Origin of the sequence: Pinisolibacter aquiterrae (assembly GCF_019160155.1) — a bacterium.
Taxonomy (GTDB): Bacteria; Pseudomonadota; Alphaproteobacteria; order Rhizobiales; family Ancalomicrobiaceae; genus Pinisolibacter; species Pinisolibacter aquiterrae.
Genome location: NZ_JAFNIH010000055.1, coordinates 63,768 through 76,557, shown reverse-complemented (window position 1 = coordinate 76,557; position 12,790 = coordinate 63,768). Strand labels below are relative to the sequence as shown.

The following is a 12,790-nucleotide window of genomic DNA, read 5'->3' as shown; positions in this document are numbered from 1 at the left end:
TCGCACCGTCGATAACAGTTATCAAGGCAGATCCCCCGACCCTTCGGCCGGGGGATCGTGGATCAGGCGGTGATCCGCCCCTTCCGCCGCGCCTCGTCGGCGTAGGTACCGAGCGATTTGTCGGCGCGGAAGTGCAGATCTCGTTCGACCGGGAGCCCGAGCCGCCCTCGGACGGCGGCGAGTTCCGACAATCGGACATGGCCGAGTTCGGGGCAGCCTAGACCGAGGTCGCAGAGCCCGAAGGCGAGGTCGGGATCGTCGGGGTCGAGTTCGCTGAGGAGCCAGGTCGCTCCGGCGTCGGGGGTGAAGAGCTTCGCCACCGGTCGGGGATCGAAGGCGCCGGTGTCGCGGGACTTCGCCCCATTGGCGAGAAGCCGGTCGCGGAGGGTCTGGGGAATGAGGGTCATGAGGTCGTCTCCGTTGGTTGGAGGAGGAGAGCGCCCCGCCGGGTGGCGGGGCGCCGATCGCCTCAGTCGCCGTTGCGGCGGGACCAGATGAGGGAGAAGCCGTCAGTGCCTTCGACCTCGACCAGCGAGGCGTAGATCGGGGCGGGAAAGCTCGGGTCGTCGAGCTTGACGGAGAGGTAGTCGCGGTTGTCGCGGGAGGTCTTCTTCCAGGCCGCGCCGAATTCGGTCTGGCCGGCGAAGATGCGGTAGTCGGGGGCCTTGTCGCTGTCGCTCTCGGCCGGGGTGAACCGGGCCTTGACGTTGAGGGTGAGCGTCTTGACCGCGCCGGTGTATTCCGCGCCGGACTTCGTGAAGGTGCCGATGGTCGCCATTGTCGTGTTCCTCGTCTGGTCTCGGCCGCGCCCATCGCGGCCTCGATGGCGACGGGAAGGCCGGGGCCGAGCGGACCGCACCCTCCGGGCCGAAGCGTCAGCGGAGGACGGCGGACGACGACTTGTCTTGCGTCGCGAGGAATGCCGCGTCGAGCTCGCCCGACCGGCAGGGGAAGAGAAGTCGGCGATCGCCGTTGCGGAACATGCGAGAGGCCGGGAACCGGCCGTACCTCGGCCAGACACGAAAGACGAGAGGACGCCGTGGGCCGGGACCGATCACAGCAGAAGACAGACAATTCGACGATCGACAGAAACGATGAAACGAGGCAGAAGGATCGTCAGAGTCAGCGCTCCTTGCACATCGAGGCACCCTCCGGCCGGCATAGAGCGACGACGAGGCACACTCCTGCGTTCGCCGCCTCCGACTGAGGCGTTGCCGAAGACCTCCCCGTCTTCACCGCCACGCTCCACACGCACGAAAGCCGGTCGACCCTTGCGGATCGACCGGCACACGCTGTTCAACGGCGATCACTCGGCGGCGATCGTCAGATCCTCGGCGCGCTCCTCGGAGACGAAAGCATCGGTCGCTGCGTCGGCGGGGCTGTTCACCTCCACCTCGACCGGCGTGACGACCGGATGCCCCTTGGTCCGCAGCATCGGCGGCAACCAACCGATCGGACGCAACAGGCGTTCCGCTTCCGCAGCCATCTCCGTCTTCTTGAGGCCGATGATCCGTTCGGCTGCCGCGCGGCCGGCACCTTCCTCGACCGCCTCGACGATCCGCCCTTTGGTGACGCGCGAGAAGTAGCTCTCGGCGGTCGCCTCCCAGAAGCGCGTCATGTCGAGACCGAGCGCTTCCGCCAGACCATCGGCATGGGTGAGCGCGCTCGGACGGCGATCCCACGGCAGGCGCAACGCGTTGACGGTGAGCCCGGCGCAATGGGCGAGGAGATCGAGCACCGCCGTCTCGTCGAGACCCATGACGAAGGACCAGAGATCGTTGACATCGGTAGGCAGGCGCGAAGCCCAGGCGCCATGCCGTGCGGCGATCCGCCGTTCGGTCGGGGTATCGCCGATGCTCGGAGCGTGACCCACGAGCCCCACCGTCTTCGGCTCGATCTCGAGCGCGGTGCCCGAGACGTAACGGAAGAAGGTCCGCGCAGCGAGTGCATGGACGACGGCGCGCAGGGCGATACGCGGGGCCTCGGTGAGCGCATCGCGAAGGGCGAGCGTGCGATGCGCCGAAAGTTCGGCCGTGAGCTTGTCGGAGAGCATCGCCAGCGCCGAGGCATCGTCCGGCTCTTCGTTCTCACCGTTGCTCGCGCCGGCGGATTCGCTCTCGTGAGCCGTGCCGGGAGCACCCTCCCCTTCTTCCTCCGCCTCGGCGGTGACGATCACCGGCTCGTCCTCCGCACGCACGAAGCCACGCTCGATCCGCACCGCACCATCCCACCCGAGCGAGACGAACGCCCCGGCGATCGACCGATCTTCCGCAGCGAACTCCGGCTGCGGCTGCAACGCCGTGATCTCGTCCTCGATCCGCTGCCATGCCGCTTCCGCTTCGTCGGAGAGTTCGCCGTCCGCGATCTCGGCGAACCGGGCCTTCTCGACCTCGAGTTCGGCGATCCGCGTCGCCGTCTCTTCGCTCGCCTCGAGCGTCCGGGGGTAGAGCCGAAGCAGTCCGGCGGCGAGGGCATGCGGATATTCCGGATCGACCTCGACCCACTTCCAACCCTCGGCCCGAACGCGCGCGCCCTCCTCGTCGAGCCGTGTGCGAACGAGCCTATCGAGCGGCGCCACATCGGCGAGCCAACCGCCGCTCGTCTCGTCGAAGAGATCGCGCACCACGACGCCTCCCGCCGCCTCATAGGCCTCGACGCCAACGAGCCGCACGCGCCGATCCCCAGCCGGAACATGCGCCGTCGTCAGGGCGCGACGGATGGCGTCCTTGCTCTTGTTCCAACCGAGCTCCGCCCACACCCGTTCCTGCGCGGCGTGATCGTCGGTGACCGCGAAGGCCATCAACTGATCGAGTGAGACCTCACCCTCGCGATAGAGCGCCATCAGCTTCCGTGACACCGCACCGAGCTTCATCCGTTGGCGCACCACGGTCGCACTCACGCCGAAGCGGGCGGCGATCGCCTCGACGCCCCTTCCCGCCTCGACGAGCCGGGCGAAGGCCTCGTACTGGTCGGCCGGGTGCATCGGTGCCTGGGTGATGTTCTCGGCGAGACTGACCTCCTCGCCGTCCTCCACGGCCACCACCTTGCACGGCACCGCGAAGGACTTCGGCAAACGCTTTTCCTTCACCAAGAGCTTCAACGCGGCGAGACGGCGACCGCCCGCCACCACTTCGAAACGGCTCGCCCCCTCCTCGTCGCCGCCGACCGGCCGCACCGTGAGGTTCTGCAAGAGCCCGTGCGCCGCGATCGAGGCGGCGAGTTCGTCGATCCGCGCGTCGCGGCCGGTCTTGCGCACGTTGGCGGCACTCGACACCAGCCGAGCGAGCGGGATCTCGATGAGCATCGTGGTCATGGTGGTCTCTCCTCGTGGTCCTCGGACACATGCGCGAGGTCCCCGCGCATGTGTCCCGGGGGCGCGTGAGCGCGCGGGGAGAGAGGGGGGCGAGTGTGGTCGCGCGGGACCGGGCTGCCGAGCCGAGCGGGACGGATCGAGGGGATCGGCGAGGTGTCCACGTTCGGGCGGCCTGCGAGCGAGCGGCCCTGTCCCGCTCAGCGACCGCACTCGCGGGGGAGAGCGGGGTCAGACCCCGTTCTCCCCGATCGGAAGGTCGGATCGATCGAGTGGAAGCCGCATCTTTCATTCGGATGCGTCGATCTCGTCATGCTCGGAGGAGGCACGAAGACACCGCGCTCAAGCGGAGCGAACATCCTGCCTTTGCGCAGGGCCGCACCGTCGCTGTCCCTTTCGAAGGTCGGGCGCCCGTCTACTGCCCATGGAAATGGAAACCCCGTTGCGGGGCAGGCGTGCCGAGATCCGCGATCCGGCTCGATCGACACGCCCGCTTCGAGACGCACCCGACGAACCGTCGAGTACGCGGCGGACCGAAACCTCGGTCGACCTGATGGGCTCCGGGCGGGGTCGCCGCCATCCCCATCGCCGCGCTCGATCCGCCTCACCGTGCGGCGTCTCCCGCGGTCCCCGCGTTTGTCGGGTCCGGGTCCCCATTGTCCTCACTCGGCGGCGGACTTGGCGTCGCCAAAACTCTCGATCCCGGCGATCGATTGGAATTCCGTCAGGTACTCCGGGCGATGCTGCGTCAACCAGCGAACGATCCGCCCATTGGCGAGCAATTTCCGCACATAGCCGCAGGTAACCATCAACTGGAGATTATCGATGCCGTAGCTGTCCTCGACAGATTTAACCTGCGTCTGCAGACTCAAGAGCTCTCGTTCCATTCGAGCAATCTGATCAGCCGTGACACTATCGACATTTTTCTTACGGAGGACGACCAATAGCTTGGGAGGAGTGGTGGCCAGCAGAACCTTCGCAAATACGGCCGTATAATTGTTCTGGCCGATCATCAGCTCCGCGGCCTCGACCTGACGGATCGGTGCCATACGACGGAGCATGTCGAACACCGAGAACGGGCATGGACTGTCCTTCAGAAGATCGACGGCATCCGGACAGATCCCCTTCAGCATTCGTGCTCGCCGCCGGATCGAGACCGCATCCAGCCCGAGAGCCTCGGCGAGGCGTTCCTCCGGCACGCCGCGTTCGATCGCCCGGGTGATCATTCGGTGTTCCTGAACGGCCGCCAGCCGATTAATCCTCTTGTTGTAGGTGTAGGTCTCGTCGTCCGTCGACACGAGACACTCGACCTCCTGGATGCCGAGGTCCTTCAACGCCTCGACCCTGAGATGCCCGTCGAGCAGGAAATACCGACCTGGGTGTTTGGGGTCGGGCGCAACCGCCGGAGCTTCGACGAGGCCGATCGCCCGTACCGAGCCCAAGATCTGGGCATACTTCCGGCTCTCCTTCATTCCGGCGCGGAGGGTCTTGAGCGGCACCAGTTGGCTGATCGCCACGACGATGCTCTGCCGTTCGAACGACAGTTTGACGTCCCGCCCCTTGTCTTCGGCTTCGATCATCGGACCACCTCCCCGGGAATACGGGCCACCAGCGCGCGAGGCATGGTCGCCAGGTCCTCGGCACGCAGCAGCGTGCTGAACCCTTCATCGTTCAAAAGATCCTTGAGCGCTTCGATCATGAAGAGAAGCTTGGTCTGGGCAAAGTTCGAGCGCTTCACCAGGAGGCGCTGCTTGTCCGTCTCTCGCTGGTAGACGCGGACGAGATCAGCGGCCGTCACACGCCGTGGCGCGTTTCTCGGACCGAAGCCGTTGTCGGGAACTGTCTTGCTCCGCTTCAACCGTTGGTCGATCATTCGACGGACCGACGCCAATTTCTTGCCCTTGATCTTACCGGCCGCGTAGGCGTCGATGAGAATGTCCTGGGTCTCGGCATCCTCGGCGCGAGCAATATCGATCGCGAAGCTGATCGGGATGAGCCCCGTTTCCACCGCAGAGACCAGTCGCTCCTCACCGCGCTCCAGCAACACCACGATCATGTTGACCCAGCTCGGGGTGCAGCCGATCTTCCGCGCGATCTCGCCGTCACTATACCCGCGTTCGTGCAGGGCTCCGATCTCCTGCATAATGTCGATCGGGCGATGCTGCCGCCGAGCGATGTTCTCCACGAGGCTCATCACCAGACCGTCTCTCTCCGACACTTCGACGATGATTGCTGGGATCTCCGTCGCGCCCAACATGCGGAAGGCTTCCAGACGCCCCTCGCCGCAGATGAGTTCGTAGCGGACCGATCCCCCATTTCCCTTCCGGCTCACCGTGATCGGTCGCTTCAGGCCGACAACCCCGATGTTGTCGACGATCTCTCGGTGTTGCTTCTTGTTGCGCGCACGCGGATTCAGCACGTGGATGAGCGCGATCGGGATCATCTCGATAGTCTGGGACCGCAATGGTGAGGTCATGCTGCCTCCGTGATGCGCACCGGCATCGCCAAGTCGTAGAGGAGGTCGAGCGTCTCGAACCGGTAGGCATCGAGACCCAACCCATTGTCTTCGGCGAGGTTGAGCTTGCCTCCGCCGACGTCGAACCGGGGGAGCAGATAGAAGTCGAAGGGATGCCGGTTCTCGGCATCCATCCGTACCGCCACGGTGATGTCGGGCTGCAATCCGGCATCGAACCGAAGGCGCCACCGGAACCCGCCGGTCGGGAGTTGCCGGCAACGCGCGATCACCACGGACACCGCGAATTCGCCGTTGATCATGATCAGATCGGTGTCCGGTTGCCGCAACACGGTGGCGCCGACGCCATCGAGGCCGGCAACGATGGTCTCGACCACCTCGGGATGAAGGCGGCGCAGGGCGCGATTGATCTCGATGTATCGATAGTCTCGACGGGGGGCGTAGCCGACGAGGCTGTAGGCACGCAGCAAGCTGCCGAAGCGAGAGCCGTAGGCGCTACTCGACGGAAGCCCTTCTGCTTCGTCGATGACGAGGCCCGACAGCATCCCCTGCGTCTGGAGCAAGGCGTGGAGAGCTCGTAGCATTTCCTCGTCCGAAAGCCGAAACGACCGCGCCCGAATGATGGATTGGGCCGCGTCGAAGAGCGGCCGATCGATGATTGCCGGAAAGACCCCGTCGGCCCGGATCCACATCGACGGCTCATTGTGAACCCTCTTCTTCTTCAGCTTGAAGGACATGCGGTTCCAGACGTTGTTGCCGATGTACTTCTCGTTGATGAGGATCTGGTGGACGGTTCCACGTGACCAGGGGCGCCCGAGATCGGTCACCGCCCCCCGTGCATTCAGAGCGTCGGCAATCTGTCGCTCGGTTCGATCCGCAGTGACGAAGGTCCTATAGATCTCCGCGACCAGGGCGAGCTCCGCCTCCGGCCCCGGTCGCAGCACGACGCGGTCGGTCTGGATGCTCTTCTGCTCACCACGCGTCAGCTCACCCTTGGTGGCGCCGGCCTGATCGATGAGCACCCGGCGCAGACCGAACCCCGCCTGTCCGCCTTGTCGGTAGCCGTGCTCGATCAAGCGACATTGACCGGCAAAGACCTTGGTCGACAATTCGCGACTGTATTCGCCGGCCATGGCCCGCTTGACGCTCTTGACGACCGTTGCGATCGGGCTGCCATCATTCTCGAACTGCTCGGCGCAATAGTGCACCGCAATGCCGGCGCGCTTGCAGATGTATTCGTAATAGGCGCTCTCGTCGGCATCCTGAAAGCGCCCCCAACGGCTGACGTCATAGACGAGAATGGCTTGGAAATCGGTACGGCCACTCGCGACATCATCGATCAGGAGTTTCAAGCCGTCACGACCTTCGATGCGAAGGCCACTTTTACCTTCATCGGCGTAGGTTCTGACAATGTCGATATCACGAGTGGCTGCATACTGACGGATGGCATCGGCCTGGTTCTCGGTCGAGTACTTCTGATGTTCCGTCGACATCCGGACATATTCGGCCGCCCGAACCCTGATCGTCGGGTCGCTCGTCTCATCTTCACGATGTCGGCTCCAATCCGCCACGACACGCCATCCCCAACCGGCTTGTATTCGAGGACGCCGACCGCGCAGCCCCGAACAGAACAAGGCGGTTCGGGCGAGGTCTGCCGTCTCCGCATCGACAGCAGTCTAGTTGTGGAGGGCCGGCAACATGTTGCCGAAAAGGGGCAGGATTCTACCGGGTCATGCGGCGGCGGTTCGGTCAGCGACCGACTTTGCCAACGCCGTCGCGAGGGCGCTGCAATCAGAGCTCGGAGATACCCACCGGGCCGTCAAGACGGTCATGAAATGGACAGGTGCCAGTGAGCGGGCCGCCAAGAATTGGCTCGAAGGCTCGGCCGGTCCGAGAGGGCATTATCTCATTCGCCTGATTGCAGAATCTGATCTCGTCTTCGAACTCGTCATCGATGCCGCCAATAGAACCGTCACAGGAGAAGTGCCTTCGATCGGAGGCAATGGGATCTCGAACGAGAAGGCCACGGCCGGCGGCAAGGACCCGGCACAAAGCCGACGAAGCTCGGGATCGGCCACCAGTCAGGAGGCACCGAGAGCCATGGACGGCATGTCCGATGTCCCTGGAAAAGTCCCTATAAATGACCCAGGAAATGACCCTGGAAACGTCGAGTGGCTCGGGATCTTGAACGATCGCCAACGGTGGTTCCTCGGCGAAATGGCCGTCCGCGATCGACTGCGTTTTACCGATATCGTCGTGCGCTGGGAGGTTGCAGCAAAGACCGCCAAGCGGGATATCGCCGGCCTACGAGCGACAGGCCTGATCGTCTTCGTCGGCTCGAGGAAAACAGGAAGATATATGGTCCGGCCGAGGCCTGGCGCCGCGTGAGTGGAGGCGACTGGCCCCGCTTCACTCAGCATGGCCATGCCATGGGGAACATTTCTCAGGACACCGCATCCCAGTGGGGCCATTCGAGCGGAATGCCTCAGGCAACCTTTGCGGTCCTCCCAATCCAATCGGCGAAAGCATCGAGGAAGGTTTTCATGAACGCCTCGGTCTTCGGATCGGCGAAACCGCCATCACGACCGAACATCTCACCGGCATGGCCGAGATAGGCCTCTGGCTGCTGGAGTGTCGGCACGTCGAGGAAGACCAGCGACTGGCGCAGATGGCGATTGGCGCCGAAGGCGCCGAGAGCCATTAATGTCGCCCCGAGTTCAAGCGGGGACAGACAGACGTTCCCCATATGGGGTCGATTAAGAGAGACGTATTTCAGGTTGATTCAACAAATACTTGTTATCGCGGTAGCGTTGAGTACAAATACAGAAGAACAGCGAAGGAAAACCCAAATCTCTCGCGTTGGAAATTCATCAAATCTATTTAGCTTGAAATTTCCTGAAGAACGCTTCTAGAGTCCCATTCTCGATTATTTTAAATATATACCGTTTGCACTCTTCTTCGGATTTAAAGAATTTTTTCCCGGTCACTTGATTTACCGTCAGCCTAAAATTTTCTGATACTTTTTCGAGTGAAATATGTTGCCCCTTTTGCATGAGGCTTAAGAGCCCATCTTGGTTGCGTTTCCATCTTGAGGACGAAATAAAGCGACTTTCGCGTAAAGCATAACGCCTCTTTGAATCCATATAGTCGCTTGCTTCGGAGGTCTGTGTGAGATGATCGCAGCAGATCTCCCCAACCTCCATCGCAGGCCATTTTTCGTGCTGCACAAAAAATACGTAACGTATCTGCGTGCCGCATAAATCGCATTCGCCCGATAAATCCCCAAGATCGTCATCGCCGACACAGACCCATCCTTGGAAAGGGCGGACTATACCGTGTTCTGATGCATGACATCCTCGGCAGAGAGTCTCACAATACCCGTATGGGTATTCCCATGGCATCTTCCCTGGCAGATAAGTTTTGTGGTGAACTTGTAAGATCGCTCCTTGTAGCGGGCCGCGGCCACATCGACGGCAGACGCCGCCATCGAGTTCGATGACTTCATCTCGAAATTTCTGCCAATCTTTGCGGTAATAGTGACGCATCGCCATCGCCAAGCGAACAACGCATGTTGCTGAATGGTAGCATCAAGCTGCGCGCCCCTACAGGTCGTCGCGTCCCGAAAAAACGAAACACCTACATTCTTGTATTCCGGGTTTGCCCTCTAGGATCTCCTGCCGCAGCTTCGGCCCCTTGGCGAGCCGTCGGCCGAGAGCGGTGACGAAAGCGTCGTAGCGCGGCGGGTTGCGGACACAGCTCTTTCTCTATGGACGACATCCATCTATTCCGGCCCAGGGGCGGAAAAGGGCAAGCTGCTTCAGAGCATCGTACAAGTTCCGGATAGAAATACGGGCAAGGGGTGAACCTTAGCGGCGCACATATCGATCCGATCGATCGTAGTTTGGCGAACCATATTGGCCAAAGGCATTCCACATGAGATCAAAAAGGGGCCTGAGCTCAATCTCTGGCGCATTTTCTGCCCCCGCCGCGTCAATGGCAAGTTCGGGAAGCATGATGCTGTCGGAGCGGTGAGGATAGGCAATCCCGCCACGCCACTCGTCGATCGGTGCCGATACACCACGCACGCCAACAAGGCTCAAAAAAACTGTATAGGGCGCGGGGATAGATCGTCTTTTATACTCGCCGAGAATCTGGCAAAGGCCCCTGATCACCTCTTGTTCTATGCCGGTCAACGATATGTTGCGCTGACCGTCCTTGTTTCCTACACGCACGCCTGCCACGGCTTCAGCAATGCCATTGCGAAAGAGGGCCGAAAACGCACGGACGGTTTCGAAACGTTCCTCCGGTCCAGAATAGCTGATCAGACCATCAAGCGAGTACATCGAATTGGCGCCACTTCCCCCGCCGAGCGGCCATGGCCACATCGAACCACCTCGTTCGTCAAACGAAAGCTGAATGCCGTCCGTGAACGCCGTCCGGGGCACGACATGCATGATCAGCCGCGCCTCGCCCTCCTTGCCGACACTGAGCGGTCCTTCATTAACGGTTAGGGTTCCAAGGCGTTCAATCCGGAACCGCCTGATCCTTTCCTCTACCTCGGAAGCGAATAGGAAGGCACGGCGCAACTCCTCTACCGACATCGGGTGTTTTCCATTTTCGTCCCGGACGAAGAAGCGATAGTCCTTGGCGACAGTGACGCGATGGGGAGCGCTCCAACTCCGCGTGATTTTGATCACCACAACACCACGTGCGGCCTCGATTGAGACCCACTTGACCCTGAATTCAATAAGCGGTGGTTCGAGCGACGCGCGAATGGCCTCGCTGATCGCGCGAACCAACCCGTCGGGATCCGGCGCCTCAACGCCGCAAACGCTCGAAGCAATCCCGTTGCGTTCATCGACACCAATAAGCAGGTATCCGCCACGCGCATTGGCTATGGCGGAGACATCGGCGGCAAACTCTCGCCTATCATCGTCCTTGCGGCCATAGTGATCGCGCTTGAATTCAAGCTGCCTGCCTTCGGGGATTCCCTCGTCGACGAGCGCCTGGATATCCCTCAGTGAGATTTCGTCGAATTCTTTCGCAAACATCGAATCGCTCTTGGGATTTGGCATTCAGTTTGTCGTATCTGGGAACTCCCAATAATAACCGGTTGTCGCATCTACAACCCCAATCCCCGTCTGCGGCTAACACTCCAGTCGATGCCGCCGTCGTCACGGGCGATACCGGAAACATGACGGCCGATCTGTTTTTCGAGGGAGGGCGTCCAGGGGACGAGCTGGAAGCCGAGACCGTCATCGATCATGGCGAAGCGGCCGGAGGCGAGCGAGAAGCGCTGACTGTAGGAACCTGCGACATAGTCGCCACTGCCCGCCCGATTGAACGACCGGCAGCGCGCGATGTTCAATCGACTCCTCGAAGGCTTCGACGGCAAGCTGACATTATCGAAATGGGCCAAGCTCACGAAGGTCTCGCCCGACACCGCCCTCCGCGACATCACCGACCTCGTCGCGTGCGATATCCTGATGAAGGATGAGGGGAGGAGGAAGCACAAGCTGCTCCCTGAAGTCGGTGCAGCCTGATTTCCGAGCCCTCGCCGCAGGTGGCGACCACAACCGCCGCCGCTATCCGATACTATGAAAAAGGCCCGCTTCGATCCTCTGCCCCTGGCAGATCTCGCACCGCGCGCGACAGGCCAACACACCGCAAGTTTAAGATGAAATCTAGCCCCTGCATCGGTCCGTCCTGTTTGCGGCCGGGAACCGCCTTCTCTCCTATACCAACAGAGAAGAGCTTCCCAAGACGACAGGTCGTACCGCATTTGTCTTCGTGACAAAGCAGGAGCCACCGGAGTTCGACAGGCCCCGCCATGATGAGGAGTGACGGCAACACGCGTATATTCGCTTTCACTCTGGACCGGTAGCACGCGATTGGTGAGACGGCGTCGACCAACGTTGTCAAAAGGAGGCAATATGGCGGAGAGTAAATATCTTACAACAGAGGAAGTGGCGGAGCGCTACCGAGGTGGAGTGTCCGTTGGTACACTCAGAAACTGGCGAGCAATGAAGATTGGCCCTTCATTCATAAAGATTGGCAAGGCCGTCCTCTACCCCATCAACGAGCTCGAAGCATGGGACAAGCAGAACAAGGTACAATGCCGTGCATCGAAGCACTTTTCAGATTACACACCCGATAAGCAGTGATAATAACGAACACTAATCTCAGATATACACTATTTCCGATGCCAGCTTCAATCGGAAATAAATTATATTATTAAACCGCTTAAAGGGAGACTCTTGTGGTTGTGGATCACCCTCCAGCCGTTTGCCTCATCGAGCAGACCGCCGAATGCGCAAGGGCAGCTGGCGGAATCGTCACCATCCAGATCCGCGACGGCATCACCATCACGTCGGAGGTAAAACGGAACGCCGATGACGGACCTCTATCCCGGCATCGGGCTTGAAGCCAGGAATCGGAAAAATGTCGTGACGTGCGGCAAAACGACTCGAAATGAGAGGGGGGGATCGACGGTGACAAACCGCAGGGGTCGGCAAAATCTCCGATCCCCAGAACCTACCCCAACCGAATCCACAACCACATATAAACTATTGTTTTCAATTACTTAAATGGGCGATCATCCTGATCCACAACCACCCCTCCGGCGACCCGACGCCCTCGAACGCCGACATCCAGATGACTCGCCAGATCGTCGACATCGCCCGGCCCCTCGGCATCGCCGTCCACGACCACGTCATCGTCGGCCGCGAGGGCCACGCGAGCCTGAAGGGGCTGCAGCTGATCTGAGTTTCGGACCGGAGCCGAGATGGACGATCCGTCCGCGCATGCCGGCTGCGGCGAGACGAACGACAGAAGAACAGGAACGACGCCTCTCGTATATGGCCTCGATGGGGTCGATCGTGGCAGAGGAGGCCTCTCCGCGTCGACGACCGGAGCCGAGGTCCCGGGCGCGCGCGCCCTCGGGGGGGAAGCCCCGCTCCGACGTCCCCGCGGCCGCGATCTCGACCCCGACGTCCGGCGGCGAGCAT

The 12,790-nt window shown here is 61.6% G+C and carries 12 protein-coding genes and 2 pseudogenes; 4 read left to right on the top strand and 10 right to left on the bottom strand.

The window, feature by feature from the left end; all coding sequences use genetic code 11:
* Positions 1-62: 62 nt before the first annotated feature.
* The 6 genes from J3S89_RS20680 to J3S89_RS20655 all read right to left on the bottom strand — a co-directional run bounded on the left by J3S89_RS20680 (position 63) and on the right by J3S89_RS20655 (position 7,276).
* Entirely contained in the window at positions 63-407 is a 345-nt protein-coding gene (locus J3S89_RS20680; protein WP_217930982.1) for a DUF2958 domain-containing protein, read from the bottom strand.
* Between the two features lie 62 nt (positions 408-469).
* Positions 470-778: a DUF736 domain-containing protein gene (locus J3S89_RS20675; protein WP_217930972.1), complete on the bottom strand. Its 309-nt coding sequence runs from the start codon at positions 776-778 to the stop codon at positions 470-472.
* A 528-nt stretch (positions 779-1,306) separates the two neighbouring features.
* Positions 1,307-3,313: a ParB/RepB/Spo0J family partition protein gene (locus tag J3S89_RS20670; RefSeq protein ID WP_217930970.1), complete on the bottom strand. Its 2,007-nt coding sequence runs from the start codon at positions 3,311-3,313 to the stop codon at positions 1,307-1,309.
* Positions 3,314-3,972: 659 nt separating this feature from the next.
* Positions 3,973-4,890, bottom strand: a complete 918-nt coding sequence (locus J3S89_RS20665) for a plasmid partitioning protein RepB C-terminal domain-containing protein (RefSeq protein WP_217930961.1) — start codon at positions 4,888-4,890, stop codon at positions 3,973-3,975.
* Positions 4,887-5,786: a plasmid partitioning protein RepB C-terminal domain-containing protein gene (locus J3S89_RS20660; protein ID WP_230488996.1), complete on the bottom strand. Its 900-nt coding sequence runs from the start codon at positions 5,784-5,786 to the stop codon at positions 4,887-4,889. Before J3S89_RS20660 ends, J3S89_RS20665 begins: the two co-directional genes overlap by 4 nt.
* Positions 5,783-7,276 carry a recombinase family protein gene (locus J3S89_RS20655; protein ID WP_217931088.1) on the bottom strand — a complete coding sequence of 498 codons (1,494 nt, stop codon included), beginning with the start codon at positions 7,274-7,276 and terminating at the stop codon, positions 5,783-5,785. The genes J3S89_RS20660 and J3S89_RS20655 overlap by 4 nt, the downstream gene beginning before the upstream one ends.
* 337 nt (positions 7,277-7,613) lie before the next feature.
* Here J3S89_RS20655 and J3S89_RS20650 point away from each other — a divergent pair, with 337 nt between their 5' ends.
* The gene (locus J3S89_RS20650; RefSeq protein WP_217930959.1) at positions 7,614-8,171 is read left to right on the top strand and encodes a hypothetical protein; all 558 of its coding nucleotides are present in this window, start codon (positions 7,614-7,616) and stop codon (positions 8,169-8,171) included.
* 97 nt (positions 8,172-8,268) lie between these two features.
* Here the strand turns inward: J3S89_RS20650 and J3S89_RS20645 are convergent, their stop codons facing one another.
* The 4 genes and pseudogenes from J3S89_RS20645 to J3S89_RS20630 form a co-directional block, all read right to left on the bottom strand.
* Complete coding sequence (locus tag J3S89_RS20645; RefSeq protein WP_217930950.1) at positions 8,269-8,484, bottom strand: hypothetical protein; 216 nt, start codon at positions 8,482-8,484, stop codon at positions 8,269-8,271.
* Positions 8,485-8,659: 175 nt separating this feature from the next.
* Positions 8,660-9,328, bottom strand: coding sequence for an HNH endonuclease (locus J3S89_RS20640; protein WP_217930948.1), 669 nt, complete (start codon positions 9,326-9,328; stop codon positions 8,660-8,662).
* A gap of 321 nt (positions 9,329-9,649) precedes the next feature.
* Positions 9,650-10,858 (bottom strand): AlbA family DNA-binding domain-containing protein, encoded by a 1,209-nt coding sequence (locus J3S89_RS20635; RefSeq protein ID WP_217930939.1) that lies wholly within the window; start codon positions 10,856-10,858, stop codon positions 9,650-9,652.
* Between the two features lie 47 nt (positions 10,859-10,905).
* Positions 10,906-11,127 (bottom strand): annotated as a pseudogene (locus J3S89_RS20630) (DUF3363 domain-containing protein); the annotation flags it as partial.
* Between the two features lie 16 nt (positions 11,128-11,143).
* Between J3S89_RS20630 and J3S89_RS20625 the strand changes: the two are divergent.
* The 3 genes and pseudogenes from J3S89_RS20625 to J3S89_RS20615 all read left to right on the top strand — a co-directional run.
* Entirely contained in the window at positions 11,144-11,326 is a 183-nt protein-coding gene (locus J3S89_RS20625; RefSeq protein ID WP_217930937.1) for a hypothetical protein, read from the top strand.
* A 390-nt stretch (positions 11,327-11,716) separates the two neighbouring features.
* Positions 11,717-11,947: a helix-turn-helix transcriptional regulator gene (locus J3S89_RS20620; RefSeq protein ID WP_217930935.1), complete on the top strand. Its 231-nt coding sequence runs from the start codon at positions 11,717-11,719 to the stop codon at positions 11,945-11,947.
* Between the two features lie 421 nt (positions 11,948-12,368).
* Positions 12,369-12,548 (top strand): annotated as a pseudogene (locus J3S89_RS20615) (JAB domain-containing protein); the annotation flags it as partial.
* Positions 12,549-12,790 lie beyond the last annotated feature (242 nt).

Bases quoted from the DNA above. Each gene is read 5' to 3' on its own strand.
- J3S89_RS20675 (WP_217930972.1), bottom strand. From the start codon at position 778: ATGGCGACCATCGGCACCTTCACGAAGTCCGGCGCGGAATACACCGGC.
- J3S89_RS20645 (WP_217930950.1), bottom strand. From the start codon at position 8,484: ATGGCTCTCGGCGCCTTCGGCGCCAATCGCCATCTGCGCCAGTCGCTG.
- J3S89_RS20620 (WP_217930935.1), top strand. From the start codon at position 11,717: ATGGCGGAGAGTAAATATCTTACAACAGAGGAAGTGGCGGAGCGCTAC.
- J3S89_RS20670 (WP_217930970.1), bottom strand. From the start codon at position 3,313: ATGACCACGATGCTCATCGAGATCCCGCTCGCTCGGCTGGTGTCGAGT.
- J3S89_RS20660 (WP_230488996.1), bottom strand. From the start codon at position 5,786: ATGACCTCACCATTGCGGTCCCAGACTATCGAGATGATCCCGATCGCG.
- J3S89_RS20655 (WP_217931088.1), bottom strand. From the start codon at position 7,276: ATGTCGACGGAACATCAGAAGTACTCGACCGAGAACCAGGCCGATGCC.
- J3S89_RS20635 (WP_217930939.1), bottom strand. From the start codon at position 10,858: ATGCCAAATCCCAAGAGCGATTCGATGTTTGCGAAAGAATTCGACGAA.
- J3S89_RS20625 (WP_217930937.1), top strand. From the start codon at position 11,144: ATGTTCAATCGACTCCTCGAAGGCTTCGACGGCAAGCTGACATTATCG.
- J3S89_RS20680 (WP_217930982.1), bottom strand. From the start codon at position 407: ATGACCCTCATTCCCCAGACCCTCCGCGACCGGCTTCTCGCCAATGGG.
- J3S89_RS20650 (WP_217930959.1), top strand. From the start codon at position 7,614: ATGAAATGGACAGGTGCCAGTGAGCGGGCCGCCAAGAATTGGCTCGAA.
- J3S89_RS20665 (WP_217930961.1), bottom strand. From the start codon at position 4,890: ATGATCGAAGCCGAAGACAAGGGGCGGGACGTCAAACTGTCGTTCGAA.
- J3S89_RS20640 (WP_217930948.1), bottom strand. From the start codon at position 9,328: ATGCGTCACTATTACCGCAAAGATTGGCAGAAATTTCGAGATGAAGTC.